Source organism: Candidatus Nealsonbacteria bacterium (assembly GCA_011050465.1).
Lineage (GTDB): Bacteria > Patescibacteriota > Minisyncoccia > Minisyncoccales > RBG-13-36-15 > RBG-13-36-15.
The window spans coordinates 120,299-138,376 of sequence record DRFQ01000001.1; the positions used below are offsets into that span (position 1 = coordinate 120,299).

At 37.1% G+C, this 18,078-nt stretch carries 17 protein-coding genes and 1 tRNA gene; 1 reads left to right on the top strand and 17 read right to left on the bottom strand.

All coding sequences use genetic code 11. From position 1 onward, the window contains the following. Positions 1-47: 47 nt before the first annotated feature. The 11 genes from ENH66_00625 to ENH66_00675 all read right to left on the bottom strand — a co-directional run bounded on the left by ENH66_00625 (position 48) and on the right by ENH66_00675 (position 8,634). The gene (locus ENH66_00625) at positions 48-410 is read right to left on the bottom strand and encodes a hypothetical protein (GenBank protein ID HDZ54206.1); all 363 of its coding nucleotides are present in this window, start codon (positions 408-410) and stop codon (positions 48-50) included. Between the two features lie 4 nt (positions 411-414). Continuing rightward, positions 415-1,197: a metallophosphoesterase gene (locus ENH66_00630; GenBank protein HDZ54207.1), complete on the bottom strand. Its 783-nt coding sequence runs from the start codon at positions 1,195-1,197 to the stop codon at positions 415-417. Between the two features lie 53 nt (positions 1,198-1,250). After that, a complete protein-coding gene (locus ENH66_00635) occupies positions 1,251-2,207 on the bottom strand; it encodes a 2-hydroxyglutaryl-CoA dehydratase (protein ID HDZ54208.1) in 957 nt (318 codons plus the stop codon). Positions 2,208-2,273: 66 nt separating this feature from the next. Further along, positions 2,274-3,323, bottom strand: coding sequence for a hypothetical protein (locus ENH66_00640; protein ID HDZ54209.1), 1,050 nt, complete (start codon positions 3,321-3,323; stop codon positions 2,274-2,276). 150 nt (positions 3,324-3,473) lie between these two features. Next, positions 3,474-4,469, bottom strand: coding sequence for a hypothetical protein (locus ENH66_00645; protein ID HDZ54210.1), 996 nt, complete (start codon positions 4,467-4,469; stop codon positions 3,474-3,476). Beyond that, positions 4,393-5,640, bottom strand: coding sequence for a DNA helicase UvrD (locus ENH66_00650; GenBank protein ID HDZ54211.1), 1,248 nt, complete (start codon positions 5,638-5,640; stop codon positions 4,393-4,395). Before ENH66_00650 ends, ENH66_00645 begins: the two co-directional genes overlap by 77 nt. 328 nt (positions 5,641-5,968) lie before the next feature. Beyond that, positions 5,969-6,160: a hypothetical protein gene (locus ENH66_00655; GenBank protein ID HDZ54212.1), complete on the bottom strand. Its 192-nt coding sequence runs from the start codon at positions 6,158-6,160 to the stop codon at positions 5,969-5,971. A gap of 63 nt (positions 6,161-6,223) precedes the next feature. Beyond that, positions 6,224-6,370: an MgtC/SapB family protein gene (locus ENH66_00660; protein HDZ54213.1), complete on the bottom strand. Its 147-nt coding sequence runs from the start codon at positions 6,368-6,370 to the stop codon at positions 6,224-6,226. 113 nt (positions 6,371-6,483) lie between these two features. Beyond that, positions 6,484-6,744, bottom strand: coding sequence for a hypothetical protein (locus ENH66_00665; GenBank protein ID HDZ54214.1), 261 nt, complete (start codon positions 6,742-6,744; stop codon positions 6,484-6,486). Between the two features lie 618 nt (positions 6,745-7,362). Continuing rightward, positions 7,363-7,436, bottom strand: a tRNA-Arg gene (locus ENH66_00670). A 436-nt stretch (positions 7,437-7,872) separates the two neighbouring features. After that, positions 7,873-8,634, bottom strand: coding sequence for a class I SAM-dependent methyltransferase (locus tag ENH66_00675; protein HDZ54215.1), 762 nt, complete (start codon positions 8,632-8,634; stop codon positions 7,873-7,875). A gap of 2 nt (positions 8,635-8,636) precedes the next feature. Here ENH66_00675 and ENH66_00680 point away from each other — a divergent pair, with 2 nt between their 5' ends. After that, a complete protein-coding gene (locus ENH66_00680) occupies positions 8,637-10,406 on the top strand; it encodes a tRNA uridine(34) 5-carboxymethylaminomethyl modification radical SAM/GNAT enzyme Elp3 (protein HDZ54216.1) in 1,770 nt (589 codons plus the stop codon). On the opposite strand, the gene ENH66_00685 is transcribed toward ENH66_00680, so the two are convergent. From ENH66_00685 to ruvA, 6 genes are all read right to left on the bottom strand, one after another. Then, a complete protein-coding gene (locus ENH66_00685) occupies positions 10,401-10,943 on the bottom strand; it encodes a uracil-DNA glycosylase (protein ID HDZ54217.1) in 543 nt (180 codons plus the stop codon). The genes ENH66_00680 and ENH66_00685 overlap by 6 nt on opposite strands. 217 nt (positions 10,944-11,160) lie before the next feature. Beyond that, on the bottom strand, positions 11,161-12,351 hold the full coding sequence (locus ENH66_00690) for a DUF763 domain-containing protein (GenBank protein HDZ54218.1): 1,191 nt from the start codon (positions 12,349-12,351) through the stop codon (positions 11,161-11,163). A gap of 292 nt (positions 12,352-12,643) precedes the next feature. Further along, the gene (locus ENH66_00695) at positions 12,644-14,089 is read right to left on the bottom strand and encodes an RtcB family protein (protein HDZ54219.1); all 1,446 of its coding nucleotides are present in this window, start codon (positions 14,087-14,089) and stop codon (positions 12,644-12,646) included. Between the two features lie 612 nt (positions 14,090-14,701). After that, entirely contained in the window at positions 14,702-16,477 is a 1,776-nt protein-coding gene (gene murE / locus ENH66_00700) for a UDP-N-acetylmuramyl-tripeptide synthetase (protein ID HDZ54220.1), read from the bottom strand. Then, entirely contained in the window at positions 16,477-17,301 is an 825-nt protein-coding gene (gene aroF, locus ENH66_00705; GenBank protein HDZ54221.1) for a 3-deoxy-7-phosphoheptulonate synthase, read from the bottom strand. Before aroF ends, murE begins: the two co-directional genes overlap by 1 nt. A gap of 102 nt (positions 17,302-17,403) precedes the next feature. Beyond that, entirely contained in the window at positions 17,404-17,976 is a 573-nt protein-coding gene (gene ruvA / locus ENH66_00710; GenBank protein ID HDZ54222.1) for a Holliday junction branch migration protein RuvA, read from the bottom strand. Between the last annotated feature and the right edge of the window lie 102 nt (positions 17,977-18,078).

The window sequence follows — 18,078 nt, forward strand, 5'->3', positions numbered from 1 at the left end:
GACGCAAGGCTTTTTTGACTAACGGCAAAGCTGATTGCTTTATCTATTTAGCAGGTCAAATGAAAAAGGCCAATAACTTTATCTTGTTCTCCTTCTTCCTCTTCTGATTCTTCGTTTATTACATTAAAAGTTTTAGTAGCTTGCTCGGTTAAGTCAATTATCAATTCAATCCCTTTCGATTTTATCTCGTTTTTAGCGGCTTCGGTAACTTCAGCCATCCCAGATTCCCCGGTCCCAATAATAATAGTGTCTGGATTTTGTTTTATTGCCCTTTTTATGTCTTCCACGCCTATAATATGACCTTCTTTTCTCCACCATTTCAAAACTTCGTCCGTCCATCTAAGCTCAACGTCGTGATTATAAATTTTTCTATTCATAGTGATTGAACCAAATTTATACTCTTCAATCATATTTTTACTTTAGCTCAATTAAAGCAATTTCTGGGGGAGCGTTAAATCTAATTGGCAAAAGAGTTGTTCCAATGCCTCGGCTTACATAAAGAAAAGTAGAATTCTCTTCAAAAAGCCCACTTTTATATTTCTTATCGTATTTTAAGGGCAGTAAAAGATTGGTGATAAAAGGAATATTTATTTGACCTCCGTGGGTATGGCCAACAAGAACTAGGTCCACACCTTTTCCCTTCACTTTTCTAAAAATCTCCGGAGAATGGGCAATTAATATTTTTGATGCACCAGCTTCAATGCCTGCCATTGCTTTTTCAACGTCATCGTAGCCTTCATGTGGATCATCGACGCCAATAAGGTAAACCCCGTTAGAAATCGAAAGCTTTCTAATGGGGTGAATAAAATCTTCATTTCTCCTTAATATTACTGCTTCGTTCTCAAGGATTTTAATTCCGCTTTCTTCCAAAAGATTATTTATAATTTTAAATTGTGGATGATAATGATCATGGTTTCCTAATACTCCGAAAACCTTTTTTGAATAACTTTCGGAAAGTTTTTTCCAAAAATTTTGACAAGACTCTAGATCTTTAGTCGTCTCATTTATAAAATCGCCGGTGATGAAAATAAAGTCTGGATTTAATGATTGTAAAATTTCTAAAACTTTATTCTCTTTTTCACTAAAATTCTTTGAATGCAAATCAGAAAGATGCGCGATTTTAACTCCTCTAAAAGACGGGGGTAGGTTTTTTATTTCTATCGAAAATCTCTCGATTTTAATAGTTTTTGATTGCATAAAAAAATCATAAATCCTAATAAAATAGCGGAAAACCAGATAGGCAATTAACCTTATTGAAATTTAAGGCTGGAATATTTACCACAACGGTCATTCCACATAGAAACTACTTTTCCTTCAATTCTGGCTTCAATGACCTCACATAAGTTGGGACAACCTTTACATTGAAAAGAGGTACACTTTATGTCTTGATCGGAAACTCCCCAGCCCCTAAATTTGGTTTTCCCTTGGATATTTTCTTTGGCTAAAAGGGCTGCCCCCAAGGCTCCCATTACCGTGTTATGTTTTGGCACAATAACTTCTTCTCCTAAAACGTTATTAAAAGCTTTTCTCATTCCCAAATTTTCTGAAACCCCGCCTAAAAAAACTATTGGAGGTAAAATCTTTTTTCCTTTAGCTATATTGGCCAAAAAATTTCTGGCCAAACCGTGGCAAAGACCAGCAACAATATCTTCTCTGGAATGACCTATCTGCTGTTTGTGAATCATATCAGATTCAGCAAAAACCGTGCACCTGGAACCTACGATTGTTGGTTGTTTTGATTTTAAAGCAATTTGGCCGAATTCTTCTATTGGAATTCCCAACCTAAAAGCTTGGGCGTCAAGAAAACTTCCGGTACCCGCAGCACAAATAAGATTCATGGCAAAATCAACCACCACTCCGTTTTCTAAAATAATAATTTTCGAATCTTGTCCACCAATTTCAATAACTGTTTTGACTTCAGGAATAAAAAAGTTTACCCCCTTGGCGTGGGCAGAAATCTCATTCTTAACTAAATCGGCTCCAACTACTACTCCGGCTAAATATCTGGCAGATCCTGTTGTTCCTACTCCGGTAATTTCGATATTGTGAGGAGTCTTTCCTCGAAGGCGTTTCAAACCATTCTGAATCGCCCTAATAGGATTACCTTCCGTTCGAAGATAAAGAGCGCACAACACATGGTTATTTTCGTCAATTAAGGTCAATTTTGTTGAAATAGAACCAACGTCAACGCCAAGATAAGTATTCATAATAAAGATAAAATTATTGATTACCTGCTCCGCACTGTTTCGAAGGAATTAGTGCGTGGTTAATTATTACTTTGATTTCATTAAATCGACGAAAGCTTCTAATCTGGTTTGGATCCCTGCTTCGGCCGTCTGTTCATCTAAAGAGATAGAAAGAAATGGAAGTTTTTTTTCTTGGCTAATTTTTTGTAAGATTGGCCTAACGGTAACTTCCGGCATACAACCGAATGGTAATAAGTGAATAACACCGTCGAATCCCTTTCTAGCATATTCCAGTATTTCTTCAATTGCCTGACGACCGTGGCCGCCAACCGTTGTTTTTAGGTACGGATTTACTTTCCTTTGAAGTAACCATTCATTCCAGGGAGGAAAACCGCCCTTTAAGTGCTGAGTAAGGTTTAATTTCCTATGCACCGTAATGTTCATCTCGCCTAATTTTTTATCTAAATCAAAATTGACCCCTCCATCGATAATGGTATAAATTTCTCCGACTATCCCTACGCTCAAAATCTTTCGATTTTGATCTATTTTAATTTCGGAGAATTTTCCCCAAGTCTCTTTTTTAAGTTCAGATATTTTTTTTAAACTAGTGGTCTGCGTTAGTTTTTTTAGGGCCGTATTTAAAACTTTGTCTGTCTGACCCTTTTCTTTTTCTCTTGGTCTAAAGTATTGAGCTTTTTCTTCCAGTTTTTCAATAAAATTAATTTCTTTAAAAAAAACGCGGACTGCCTCGAGAAGTTTCCAAAATGAAATTTTGTTTGATTTTTTTATTTCTAAAATCCGGGAAAGAAGGTTTTGGGAATTGAAATTTAAAACTTTTATCTTGAAACCGGCCTCTCTTAAGGCTTTTTCTTGAATTATCCAATAATATCTCAACCTACAACTCCCTCCAAGATTTTCCCACATTATAACGGTATCGGCTCCTTTTCTTATGGCTGGGAGATAGTTTCCAATATTAACCTTCAGTGGAAAACAAAAAAGTTCTGGAGAAAGTTTTACCCCTTCTTCAATGACTTTTGGGTTGGTTTTTTCCGGTAAGATAACTTCGAAGCCTAATTTTCGAAGCAAGGTTTGAAAAGCTATGGTGTAATTTCCCCAATCTGCAAAAGTAATTTTCATAAACTTTATGGATTGCCTAATGTTTACATACAGCAAATTTATATTCACCCCGCACCTAATCTTTGTAATAAATTCGCCTTAGACTTATAGTGGAGGCGAAAACCGTAAACCATAAGAGATTAGATGCGGGGCGGATATGCGGATTTTTAACTAATGTAATGTGTCGAAAAAAGCTTCTAATCTAGTTTGGAGGCCGGCCTCACCGGTGTGTTCGTCAATTAAAAGATACAAGAAAGGAATCTTTTTGTTTTTAAATTCTTTTTCGACGAATTCTTTTAAAACTGCATCGCAACCACATTGAAAAGCAGATATTTCAATTGCTCCCGATATACTATCTTTAGCAATACCTTTAACCTGAGTCAATATTTCCTGCCCGAATTCCCAATGAAATTTAGGTGAAATATTTTCTTGATTTCCTGGTGATTGCCGGACAGGAACTTCGTCAATAAATATAACCTCTGCCCCTAGATCAATAATCTTCTTTTTTATGCCTAAGTTAATATAATCATCATATAAATTATAAGGGTGGCTAACAATAATTATTTTTTTCTTTTGAGATTGGATTTTCTTTAAATAGCCTTCTTCAATTCTTAATTCTTCTTTTTTTTCTTTCAAGAAAGCAGCCTTAATGGCTATTTTAACTAATTCTTTTTCCTTGCCAATCTTCCTGCTGAATTTCATTAAAATATCTTCGAGATTGGATTTGTCCAAATCAAGCCAGGGCGATAGAAGAGGAGTTTTTATCAATAAAGAAAACAAATCGGGTAGGGCGAAAAATTTGGGACAATATTCTAATTTTGCTTCACTTTTCAGTAATCTAGGGATAAAAATAAAATCTACTTTCCCGTCTAGCCATAAAATGTGGCCGTAAAGAACTTTAACAGAAAAACAAGACTCTGGATCTGCCGCCTTTATTCCGATTTCAATAATCTCTTTATTGCTCTCTGGGGAAAGAAGAACTTGGAAACCAAGCTTTTCGAAAAAGACTGGCCAGAAAAAAGGTTTTTTCCAATAGAATAAGGCTCTTGGAATACCAACCGTCGGTCTTTTTTGTTTGGACTCTTTCATGTTAAAAAAGGGTTTTTTGGCGAGATGAAAGTTTTTTTCCTTCCTCTCCAAAAATCTTAATTTTCCCGTAAACACCATCGTAACCAGGTTCAATTTGAATTTTTCCTCCCCTAACCTTTACGATGCCTTCGCCGATTTCAGGTAAAGTGGCGGCTCTAAGGTCTGATTCGGAAACTTCAAGTAAAATATTCAATTCGTTACCGAATTTTTTAATCAGATTATTATATTCTTGAATTCCTTGCTTTGTTCCGGGTGAAACGCCCAGGGCATCGGCAATTATTTCTTCTAGAGGAATAAGGCTCTTGAAAGGAATTGCATTTTCTGGTTTAAATCCTGCTTTTCTGTCGGCCAACTGCTCAACTCGATTTAAAACCCCAATTGTTAAAGGTTTTCTGCAGTTCGGGCAAATATTATTATACTTTTTTGTTTCTTGGGGATGAATATTAACCTGACAGTTTCGATGACCATCGTAATGGTATTTTCCTTCTTGAGGAAAGAATTCAATTGTGTAAAGAAATTTTTGAGGGTTTCTGGATTTTATAGCCTCTATAATTGCAGGATAACTAATTTCGGTATCAAAAACATTTGCCTCCCGGCCTATTTTTGCCGGACTATGGCTGTCGCTATTTGAAATCAAGGTAATCTTGTCTAGGGCTGACAATCGCCAGTTCATTTCAGGGTCTGAAGACAATCCTGTTTCTAGGGCGAAAATATATTTTGAATATTCCTCGAAACACTCTTCAATTGAGTCAAAACCAGAACGAGAACCAAAGAGGCTAAACCAGGGCGTCCAAATATGTGCCGGCACTATGAAACAACTCTCTGATACATCTAGAACAATCTTCGCCAACTCTTTGGCGTCTAGACCCAGAATTGGCCGGCCATCGGATTTTAAATTACCGATCCAACCAAGATGAGTATTAATTTTTTCAACGGCCTCAAAGGAAGGAGCAAAAACTATAATATGAATCTTCCGAACTCTTTCTTTTTTAGAATAGATGCAGCTAATTTCGGTAGTCAGAATAAATCTTGTTTCTGAATGATTAGTTTTTAGCCGAAATAAACTTTCTTCAGCCGGCTCCAGCTTCTCTTTTAAGTTTTTAAACCATTCAGGATGAGTGAAATCCCCTGTGCTTAAAACCCTAATTCCCTTTATCTTTGCCCACCTATCTAGGTTCTCCAGGTCCATATTCTTGGAAGTGGCTCGAGAATATTTAGAATGAAGATGAAAATCAGCAATAAATTTCATACCCCGTAGGAAGTTAAATATTTTCCGTTGTTATTATATTTAGACCCTCTAAACAATTTTCTAATCATAGTGATTGATATAAAAAGGTTTTTGGATAGAAAATATTTGAGTTTTTATATATGCCTCGAAGAAACTTACTTTTTATATTCTGTCTCGTTTTATCGACGAAAACCTTCTGTTTTCCTGCGGGCATATTTTTCCCTCTTTCATTTATATCATTTCTTGCATTAAAAAGAAATAAATAAAACCCGTTTTAATAACGGGCGGAGGAATAGCTTTGTTTGGTCTTCTTTAAGGCTCTTGGCTGCTTTTTCTCGTAACTCTTTCTTCAAACCATCTTAGGCAAGTTAAAATTATAATCGCAAAAGGTAACAAAAATGGCGGTCCAGTAAAGTTTTACGGCTACGGCCACCCCAATGCCCGCAGCAACCCAAAGACCAGTAGTAGTGGTTAGGCCTTCAACATGAAATTGTCGATAGATAATTAGACCGGCCCCAATAAAACCCACCCCCAAGACAATTTAACCAATTATCCGCGAAGGATCAAAATTAACACCAGACTTATCCCAAAACATTGCAGAAGCTTAAAAAGCAACAATTACAAATAAAGCTGCGCCCAGAGAAACCAGACTATACGTTCTCAATCCGGCTTCTTTTCTTTTATACTCCCGCTCTAGTCCCACTAGAGCTCCAAGAAAAGCAGCAAGTAGTAATTGAAAAACAATTTGAATTTAGGGATTTTCTAAAAACCCAGCCACATATTAAACACTAATTTTAATCACTAATTATCGCGAATAAATTATCAGCAGTTACTCGTGATTGAAATCCGTGCTTCTATTAGTGATTACACTTTATAAACCGAATAACCCTCTCGAATCTTTTGTTCCACCTTTAAGCCAACAGATTCTCCAGTTTTAGCCTCGTCGACTTTTTGGTGTTCAACTTCCATCGATTCAACGCTCTGAGTAAAATCAATTTCTCCGCCAACTATTCGGATGTTATCGCCAGCCTTTAAAGTATCGGAAAGTTTAATTACCGCTACTCCAATTTTTCCAAAATAGTGAGTAATTTTACCTATTAATTGGCCTTCAATTTTTTCTGGCATATTTTTTTTAAAAATTAGCTATTATCTCGTCGACCTCGGGCCTTGTTCTGGTGTTTCTCTTTGTCAATAAGTTTAATTAATTTTTTGACTAGTTTTTTAGGATCTTTCTCATAAATATTTTTTTTACCGCCCCCGAAAAGGGCCAGTTATTGTTCACGAAAATCCTTGTGTCTTCCTACGAGGCATATTTCTAAAGATATATTAATATTTTTATTATAACAAATGTAAAAAAAATAAATAGGCGTTAGATAACACCTACTTATTTTTGAGGGGGAGCAGTCTTAACAAACTCGGTTTGCGCCTTAGGCTGGACGGACAATTAGCCAGGGATATCCTTGATAACCTCCTTCATTAAGTTCCGCCTGTCCTTTGAGAATAAAATCTCGCACCCCCTCAATTCTTTATCTTAGTTTTTTAAAAATATCTGTCAAGAAGTGTTAAAGGCTACCTTATCCACATTCTATCCACAGTTTTTTATAGGTGCTTGGAAATTGTATTCTCAGTAAGAATTTTCACCCCGCACCAGATGCTTTTTAATTATTGTACCACGAGGGGAGTCGAACCCCTGTCTCAGGCTCCGGAGGGCTACATAGCACTTGTCCCGCACTAAATTTAATGTGTCCTCAGCGCGACTCGAACGCGCAACCTTCAGCTCCGGAGGCTGACGCTCTATCCAATTGAGCTACGAGGACATATTGGTGAGGGTATCCAATTAAGCTATAGGGACTCTTTTTTATTATACCTTAATGAAGTTATATTCAAAAAGGCCCTCAGATAGGTTGATGTTGTATCATCTTCGGGCCCTTTGCCGCAGTATTGCAGCAGCGGTTCGAGTGGCTTTACTGTAAGCCACGGGGGAAATCCAGAGCGATTCTTTGCTCCAAATCCTTGCACCATCCAATCTCATTCTGCCTGATTCTCGAGGATTTCCGTCGATAAGTACAAAGATAATGCGTTTGCCTTCAGTTTCAATTATAACCCTTCGGGCTTTCCCATTCTCTCTATCTACACTTATAACTTCCAGCTTCAATTCCGTTCTCCTTTCAGGATCTATATTGATAAGCTAATGAACTACTTTATTTTAGCTTATTTTTTGTTTTGTCAACCCCGTAGAATAATTTCGAAAAATTATATTCTTATTGAATGGGGCTCATTCGAAATTTCTCTGCGAGGCCAAGGTTTTTCCGCTATAAGATAAATATTAGTCAATTTTTCCTTTTTATTTTTCCTTTCTAAGATCCCGATTTCTTTTATTCGAAATCCTACTTTCTTGAAAAGTTTTTTTAGTTCTTTTTGGGTAAAAAAATGGAAATAACGCTGCGCTATTATTTTTTTATCTGAATTTTTCCAGGGATAAAATATATCTCTAAAATCCAGCTGAGATCTTCTTAAAAGTTTAAGAATTGTGGTTTCAATTAGTAATTTCCATGCTGTTTTTCTCTGCCATAGATTCCAAACAGTTAGAGCCAGAAGACCGCCAGGTCGTAAAGTCCTTTTTGCTTCTTTCAAAAATTGAAGGCGGAACTCAATTGATGGAATATGGTGTAAAACTGCGACACTATAGATTTTATCAAAACAATTATCGGGGAATGGTAAATTTAAGGCATCGGCTACCTGGAAATTCTTTTGTGGGTATTTTTCTTTGGCTATTTTAATTAATTTTTCTGAATTATCTATCCCAATATATTCTATGTCTTGATCTTCAAAAATCTGTAAAAGTCTGCCATTACCACAACCTAGGTCTAAAACCTTATCGCCTGGCGTTATATACTGAACTAACAGCTTTAATTCATCCCAAGCAAAAGAACGCGTCCTTGAAAAATCATCAGCAATTAAGCTATAATCTTCTTTAGTCTTATTTAAAATATATTTGGCATATTCTCTTTCCATTTATGAAGAAAAGTAAACTAGCCCCAAAGGACCGAGCACTCAACACTTTGAGTGCTCGGCCTACGAGGCAGGCAGTTAAAGAATTAATTAAAGCTCGAGTTAAAACTTTGGCCGATTTAGCTAAGGTGAAAAGAAAAATAGCTAAAAAATACAAAACATTCTGTCTGGCCAATGTTGAACTCTTGAAAGCATATCATAAATTACTGAAAGGCAAAAGGATAAAAGAGAATAAGATTTTAGAAGAATTACTGCGAATAAGAAGAGTGCGCTCTCTGTCCGGGATAGCGGTAATTTCTGTTTTAACCAAGCCTTATCCTTGCCCCGGCCATTGCCTTTATTGTCCTACCCAAGATGGCATTCCAAAGAGCTATTTGGACAATGAACCGGCTGTAATGAGGGCAATTTTGAATAAATTTGATCCTTATCTCCAGGTTAAAACACGGCTTAAATCCCTAAAATTAACCGGCCACCCAACAGATAAAATTGAATTAATAGTCATTGGAGGAACTTGGTCATATTTACCGAGAAAATATCAAGCCTGGTTCGTTAAAAGGTGCTTTGATGCTTGCAATAAATATGTTTCAAAAAATTTAGAAAGAGCTCAAAAAATAAACGAGAGGGCAAAACATAGAATCATCGGTATTACATTAGAAACTCGGCCAGACTATATCAATAAAAAAGAAATTGAAAGAATGAGGAAACTCGGAGCAACCAGGGTGGAAATGGGAGTTCAAAGTCTTTATGATAATGTTTTAAAAATAAATCAGCGGGACCATAAAGTAGAAACAGTTATTAAGGCAACTAAGCTTTTAAAAGACGCTGGTTTTAAGATCTGCTACCATATGATGCCAAATCTTCCTGGCTCGGATTTAAAAAAAGACAAAAAAATGTTTCAAGAATTATTTTCGAACCCTGATTTTCAGCCAGATCTTTTGAAAATTTATCCCTGTGTTGTCTTAAAAGAAGCTCAACTTTATAAGCTATGGCAAGTTGGGCAATATAAACCCTACAACATTCACCAATTAATAAAGCTTTTAAAAAATATTAAAAAGAGAATTCCATACTATTGTCGGATTCAAAGGCTAATTAGAGATATTCCTTCTCAAAGTATTATTGCGGGCTGTAAGACCTCTAATTTACGTCAGATCATCTTTAAAGATATGAAAAAAGAAGGCTGGAAATGCCGTTGTATAAGATGTAGAGAGATAAGAGAAGCATACGACCCAAAAACGAAACTTTATCTTTTTAGAAAAGATTATGATGCTTCCGGAGGAAAGGAGATTTTTTTAAGCTATGAAGAAAAAAACCGCAAAAAGCTTTATAGTCTTTTGCGGTTAAGAATTCCTTCCTGCGTTCCTCCTTCGTCAAAGACTACGGAAGGATACAGTAAAACTTCGGAGGGCAGGCCTTCTCAAAAACATTTTTTGCCGGTTTTACAAAATGCGGCCATTATCAGAGAAGTCCACACTTACGGCCAGCTTGTTCCGATTTCTGAAAGCAAAACCGCCCCTCAACACCGGGGCCTTGGCAAAAAGTTAATTAAAACAGCTGAAAAAATAGTTTACACTGAGTTTGGTCGAAGTGCTAAAAATGAATTTGGCTTTCGCCCCCACACCAAACGAAGACAGGACACCAAGATTAGTAAAATTAGTCCTCGTTATGGTGTGGTGGGGGTAAAAAAAATAGCAGTAATTTCTGGAGTAGGAGTAAGAAATTATTGGCGGAAATTAGGCTATCAATTAGAAAACGATTATATGGTAAAAAATCTATAATCTTTTAAGCTTTCTAAAGTCTCTTTCTAAAATTTTTCTGAACTTTAAGAATCTTATTCCTGCTGCCGGATGATAGACAATAAAATATTCTTTACCATCTTTTTGAAGCCATTTCCCGCGATAATCTTTCAGTTTTTTATTTTTAAAAAATATTGAAAAAGCAACTTCGCCAAACAAAATAAATTTTTGAGGATTAATAATGTGAATCTGCTCTTTTAAATAAGGCAGGCAGATTTGAATTTCTTTTTGAGTCGGCTTTCGATTTTTGGGCGGGAAGCATTTTACTGGCGAAGTTATGAAAACTTTTTCTCTCTCGATTTTTACTAACCTTAAGAGTTGGCTTAAAAGCTTACCCGCTCTTCCTATAAAAGGCCTTCCTGTCTTATTTTCTTCGGCTCCCGGAGCCTGACCAATTATCATAATTTTAGCATTTGCTGGACCTTCTCCCGGTACGGTGTTTCTCCTCGTTTTCCATAATAAACATTTTTTACAGTGAGAAATCTTTTTATGAAGTTTTTTTAGTTTGACTGTTTTCATCTTTAACTCTTTACTGTGATTAGTTCTTAAAAATTAAGTTTTTTATTTTCTTTTCTTCTGAACCTTGTTCCGTAATATCAATTTATATTTTACGGGACTCGGTGTCCGATAAGTTGATTTGCCTTTTTTAGCTTTTTTAGATGAATAATTTTTCATAGCCTCACCCCCCGACCCCCGTGTTAGACACCTTCGGTTTCTAACGTTTTCGCCCCTCGCTTCACTCGGAGCGAAGGCCTGTTTTTCCACCACGGGGTGAGTTAGTTAGTCTTTTTAAGGCATTGATTTTTTCTTTTGGGTTTACCTTGCTTCTTTTAATTCCTTTTTCCATGATTTCAAGGGTTCTATCGTAAATATCTCTCTCAATAAAATAGGGCGTGCCGTCTTTGCCGCCATGAGCAAAAGAATACCTGGCTGGATCATCATAAGAGGGTCTTGCCCCATAAATGATTTCAGCAACCAAAGAGAGGGCCCTTATGGTTCTTGGACCGACTCCTTTTATTGATAAAAGCTCTTCGAAACTTTGAGGATCTTGTTCTGTTGCAAGAAATATTGATTTTTTCAATCTTTTTAAATCAAATTTTTCCTGCAGTACCGGATGCCAATGAAATTCAATATTATTTAATTCCATCTCAGTAAAATTACTTAACCTTCTTTTCTTCATGAAAGAATTTGATTTACTTAAAACACTTTTAAGGTCTTTAAAGAATCTCTTTGGTTCTTCTTTGACCAGGCTGGCGCTAATTTTTCGATTCTCATCACTCTCTTTAGCTGTAAGATTCAGCGGCTTAACTTTGACATCAGAAATAATTCCAGAATGAGGTTCTTCAATAAAATTATACTCTGAGCCTGCTAAAGGATCTTTAATGTTAGAAGATAACCAATGGTAACGTCTGGCCCGAGAAAGCTGTTCTGACATCCCTTGTTGGACCACTGCCCACTGACCGGATTTTGTAAAGATTAAATTGTGGTGGTAAAGCTGGAAACCATCTTGAAGAGCAGTATTGTCTACTTTAGCTGACATTTTGGAAGCATACACTAATTCATCTATTTTCTCCAAAGGAAAGCCTAAAAACTCACCCCAATCCTGAATTTGCTCTGGAGTTTTTCTCGAAGTTTTTCCTTTACCACCACAGATAAAAAGGCCAAGCTCATTTTCTAACCCCCGAAGGCCCTCTTTTAAAGCTCCCATAGTAATTGTGGTTAAACCACTACTATTCCAATCAAAACCCAAAACACAGCCTAAGCTCTGGAACCAAACGGGATCAGACAGTCTTTTTAATAACTCTTCTGACCCGAATTCTTCAACAATGGCTAAGGCTATTCCCCGTCCTAACGTACGCATTCTTTCAAAAAGCCAAGGAGGACATCTTCCGTAATCCAATGGAACCGTGGCAATTCCTGTTCTCATGGTTCGATATACTCATTATGACCCCAAATTTATTGAAAGGTCATAATTTTATTGTATCAAAAAATCTGGTTCTTCAACCAGATTTTTAATTTGTTTTTTCTTTGTTCTCGGTGGATATGTTTAGAAACTTTTGATACAACTCATTTATTAATTCTTCCTGTTTTTTCAAACTTAAGACACTCCGGCGAATCCGGGCCTTTTCTCTGCGAATAAATTTCCTGAGACTTTTTGGAAGTTTTTTTTGTTTCATAAATAAAAAAGTGATTTAACAATGTAGCAATTTAACAATTTTTTATTCTCCTTTAATTACGGCTAAAGGTACAAGTCTGGCTACTTTTTTAGACAAACCTGCCCGATGAACCACCTCAACAACATTATCGATGTCCTTATAGGCCTGAGGGGCCTCTTCGGCAATACCCCTCAAACTCCAACATTTAATTAATATCCCCTTATTCTTTAATTCTTGAATTAACTGCTGAGGATTAACTCTTCTAACTGCCTCTCTTCGGGACATAGTTCTACCTGCGCCGTGGCAAGTACTAAACCAAGCTTCTTCCCCTTTCTGGGTTCCTACTAAAATGTAAGAGGCAGTACCCATAGAGCCTGGAATTATAACTGGTTGTCCGGTTTCTCGATATTTTTCTGGGATTTCTGGGTGGCCCGACGGAAAAGCTCTGGTTGCCCCTTTTCGATGAACACAAACCTCTATTTCTTTTTCATTAATCTTATATTTCTCAATTTTAGCAATATTATGAGCAACATCATATAAAACAGTTAAAGATAAAGCTTTTTCCCCTAAAACCGATTTCCAGGCCTTTCTAATATAATGAGTAATCATCTGACGATTAGCCCAGGCGTAATTTGCCCCGCAAGCCATAGCTGAAAAATATCTCTGGCCTTCGCTTGATTTCAAGGGACAGGCAGCCAGCTCGCGATCGGGAAGATCTATTTGATATTTGGGCATGGCTTGCATCATCAACCTGATATAATCTGTGGCTATCTGATGACCAAGACCCCTAGAACCTGTATGAATCATAATAACTACTTGGTCTTGAACTAAGCCGAAATCTTCAGATATTTTTCCATCAAAAATTTCATCAACTTTCTGAATTTCTAGAAAATGATTACCAGAGCCTAAGGTCCCCACTTGGTCTCTCCCTCGGTTCTTGGCCCTATCAGAAACCATTGAAGGATCGGCCTGTTGCAATTTCCCTTCGGTTTCACAATTTTCAATATCTTCTTTTTCGCCATACCCTTGCTCAACTAATCTTTGAGCGCCTCCTTCTAAAATTTTATTCAGAGAAGAAAAATCGATTTTTATTTGTCTCCCCTGACCTAATCCCGAAGGAACTTCTTTTTGAATTTCAGTTGCTAAGTTTTCTAAATAAGGTTTAATATCTTTCTCTGAATAATCAGATTTTAAAAGTCTCATTCCGCAATTAATATCATAACCTACCCCTCCTGGCGAAATTACCCCGTCTGAAAGACGGGTAGCAGCTATCCCTCCGATCGGAAAACCATAACCCTCATGCATGTCAGGCATTGCCATGCTGTATTTTACAATGCCAGGCAGGGTGGCAATATTGACTAACTGCCCAAGCGACCTATCTTTAAATGACTCTTCTAACATCTTTTCTGAAACATAAGCTCTGGCCGGAACCTTCATATCTGACCGAAAACTCTTTGGGATCTCCCATAAATAATCATGGATTTTTATAAAATCTTTTTTCTGAAGCATATTTTGATATACCCTGTTATTTTACTCGATTTCTTTAAAAATGAAAAGCCCCAAAGTAGAACAAAGTTCACTTCGGGACTAGTCCCGCACCGAGATTTGCTCTGGTGAGGGGGCCGTGAAAACACGGCAACATTTGGCTAAAATAGTCTATTGAATTTATTGGAGCATTTTTTCGCTTTTCTTAATTCTGCTTTAATTTTCTTTAAAACTTCCGCAATAAACTCTTTTCTGTTTTCAGTTTTTTGAAGATCAACGAAGTTCATATGTCAAAAAGTCGCTCGCTCTCCTCCAGTCTTCTCGCCTCGTCTTCGCCTCGGTGAAGCGGGCGACTGGCGCCATTCGGTCTTCGGGCTCACTCCTTAGAAACCCTCGGCACTTCGTCCTGAGCCCTTCGGCAGTGAGCTCAGGACGAATCTGCTCAGTATCGAAGGATTTCTGGCGTTTCTGCCTCAACGGCAGAAGCCTGTTTTTTTTCACCCCCCCCACCTTTCGAGGTGTTGACAATGTAAATGTCTAAAGAATAATAAATTACGTAGAATAATTTACGAAAGGTGAGGGGGCAAGCGGGGAGATACCCAATCTCCCCGACTCTTTCTGTATCTTTTTGACATTTTAAATGTCAAAAAGTACTGTTGCTTCCCAGGTGTCGTCTGTTCTCTGACGGATATTTAAGTCATGGTGGGTCACGGCCTTAATGTCTTCGCCAAAGTTTTTAACTTTTTGGCCAAAAAGTTCTCCTTCAAGATTAGCTTGCCCTGAACCCATTGAAGGGCTATCTGAAAATTTTCGGAATTTAACACTCGAATAAACCTCTTTATTGACCTGGTTTAAATAAAGAATTTCACTCAAGAAGTCGACCAGGAGGGCCGACAAATCAAGGGAGGTTATTTTAATTTCTCTGCTTATTTTTTGTTCAGATTTTCCAATCTTTGGCTTCATACTTTCTTCCATACCCGAGAGAGCGTTGGAAAATAACTCTTTCTTAGTTGAGCCAAAAGCTTTAATTTTTAAATCTGCTTTATGCTCAAGTATTTCGTATTTTTTCCATAAATTCAGGTTTTGAAATTCTTCTCTAACAATTTTTTTATCATCCCAAGGAATTTTTTTTCCGCCAGCTACACATATCCAGGGCTCTGATCCCTTTCCGGTAATAATCAACTTGTCTCCAGGCTCTGCAAATTTCAAAGCCACCCTAATTGCCTCTTTTCTATCGAGAATTCTATGAAGCGGAACAGATATGTCTTCGTCTGCGGCAGCTCCTTCAACGCCATTGGCTACCTCCTCGATAATCTTCATTGGGTCTTCATCGTAAGGGTCCTCATTGGTGATAAAAATTCGATCACAATGTTGAGAAGCCAATTTTCCTAAAATCGGTCTTTTCCACTTATCTCTACCTCCTCCTGCCGCACCCAAAACACAAATCATTTTAGAATCGGACTTGTTAAGTTCTGGCCCCAGTTTCTTTATGGTTTTATAAACTTTTTCCAAGGCAGCAGGAGTAAAAGCGTAGTCAACAAAAACTTTGAAGGGTTTGGAAATTACAAGTTCCATTCTCCCTGGAATTCCCTCAATTTCTTCCAGGGCTGATTTACAAATCTCTAGAGAAATAGCCTGAGATAAACCGACACATATTGCTGCTAGGGCATTATATATATTAAATTCACCGAGTAGATTGAGCTTAAACTGGGTTTTCTCGATCCAAAAAGTAATTCCCTCTCTTTCTAGCATCCAAAAATAATTAGTGGCTCGTACTTGTTTATAGACTAACTCATCATTTTCTTCATCTGCTGGCTGCCAGCTACCCGTTCCTAAGCCGTAACCATATTTTTCATCGGCTGGGAAATTTAAAAAATAACCAGCTGCTTCGTCATCCAAATTAACGATGCTGATTCTTCTGCCTTTTAGGGATTGAAATAATTTTCCTTTCGCTTCTTTGTATTTTTCAAAAGAGCCATGGGCTTCGATATGTTCCGGGGTTAAATTAGTAAATACGGATATATCAAAATTGATGAATTTGTGTCGATATTGTTTTATCCCCTCGGATGTTACTTCTAAAATTGCGTACTGGCACCCAGAATCTAAAGCCTTTCTTAAGAATTTTTGCAGTTGAAAACGACCGGGCATGGTTTGTTTCAAAAGATTCGACCATTCTTTCTCTCTAATTTTAAATTTAATAGACGACAGAGAAGCTATTTTATATCCTGCTTTTTCGAAAATTTTAGTTATTAGCTCTATTACCGTTGACTTTCCGTTAGTCCCGGTAACTCCAACAACTTTTAAGCTTTTTGACGGAAACCGGTACAAAATAGCACCGCAAAAAGCTAAGAAAAAATGGTACCAACTGACTAAAAACGAAGGGATGAGTTTTTTGGCAATATTCTTTATCATTAAATTTGCCGGTCAATTGCTTCTGAAATTAATTTTAAATCTACCATTAATGTCTTAAATCCGAAGAAACTTAAAGATTGAGGACCATCAGATAGGGCTTTTTCGGGTTGAGGATGGATTTCAATTAAAAGACCATCTGCTCCAGCAGCTACGGCTCCCTTAGCTAAAGAGGGAACAAATTCTCTCTGGCCGGCTGGATGGCTTGGATCGACAATAATAGGTAGGTGACTTATTTTTTTTACTACGGCGATTGAGCTTATATCAAGGGTAAATCTAGTTGAGGTTTCAAAGGTTCTTATCCCTCTTTCACATAAAAGAACCCGGGAATTACCCTCTTTTAGAATATATTCAGCTGCTGCCAACCATTCTTCAATAGTGGCCGCCAAGCCTCTCTTTAAAACTACTGGTTTTCGGCTTTTGCCTACCGACTTAAGTAAAGAGTAATTCTGCATATTTCTGGCACCAATTTGTAAAATATCTGCATATTTTGCCACCAGAGAAACATTTTCTGGTTTTAAAACCTCGGTAATTGTCAAAAGGCCTGTTTCTTTTCCTACCGAAGCTAAAATTTTCAACCCTTTTTCTTCTAAGCCCTGGAAGCTATAAGGAGAGGTTCTGGGTTTAAAAGCCCCTCCTCGCAATATTTTTCCACCTAATTTTTTTACTAGTCTTCCACAAGCTAAAAGTTGTTGTTTATTTTCAATAGCACAGGGACCGGCCATAATAATAATATCTTTTCCGCCAACCTTTAAGTCGCCTATTTTAATAATAGTTTTTCCTTGTTGAGTTGTTCGGCTAGCTAATTTATAGGGCTTATTTGCCATTTTGATTTTCTCACCTTTGAATTTACCACAATTTGCCAAAGAAAAAAAGCCGGACAAAAGAGTCGGTTCCGGAATCCGGCTGATGAATTTGTTGCCTAAAAATCATCTAAGACGTTTTCCTAAGATTTTAAGGGCTTCTTTCACTCTATCCTCGATGTCTGTCGTCTCTTCTGGGATTTTAGTCAAGGCCTCTTTTATTGTCTGGCGAGGGAAACCAAGATTAATTAAAATCTGGGAAGTCTCATCTTCCGGGGTGGATTTTTTCTTCGGAGGAGATTTTATCTTCCGAGACAACTCCAGAATGATTATTTGGGCTTTTTTCTTGCCGATACCAAAGATTTCTTTAATATTTTTTTCATCTTCTTGCTCAAGGGCCTCTTTAATTTTCTCTATTGGTCCTAGGGAAGAAATCTCTAGAGCGGCTTTAGGGCCAATACTGGGAAGACCTATTAAAAGTTCGAAAGATTCTAGCCCTTCTTGGCTCAAAAATCCATAAACATCCAGGGCTCGTTCTCTAACGTTCAAATAACAAAAAAGCTTGAAGTCATCTGTTTTTTGTGGTATCTTATTGAGTGTTTTCTGAGGTAAAAAAACTTTGTAACCCACTCCGTTAACATCCAGAATTATAAATTTTTCTCTTATAAGTATAATTTTTCCTCGAAGATAAGAAATCATAAACCCTTCACTGAAATGAACGATAAAATATAAGAACCTGCTTTGCAGAACCTTAATTCCTCGCTTTGCTCGTAATTAAAAGATAAAAAACAAATGTGCAAA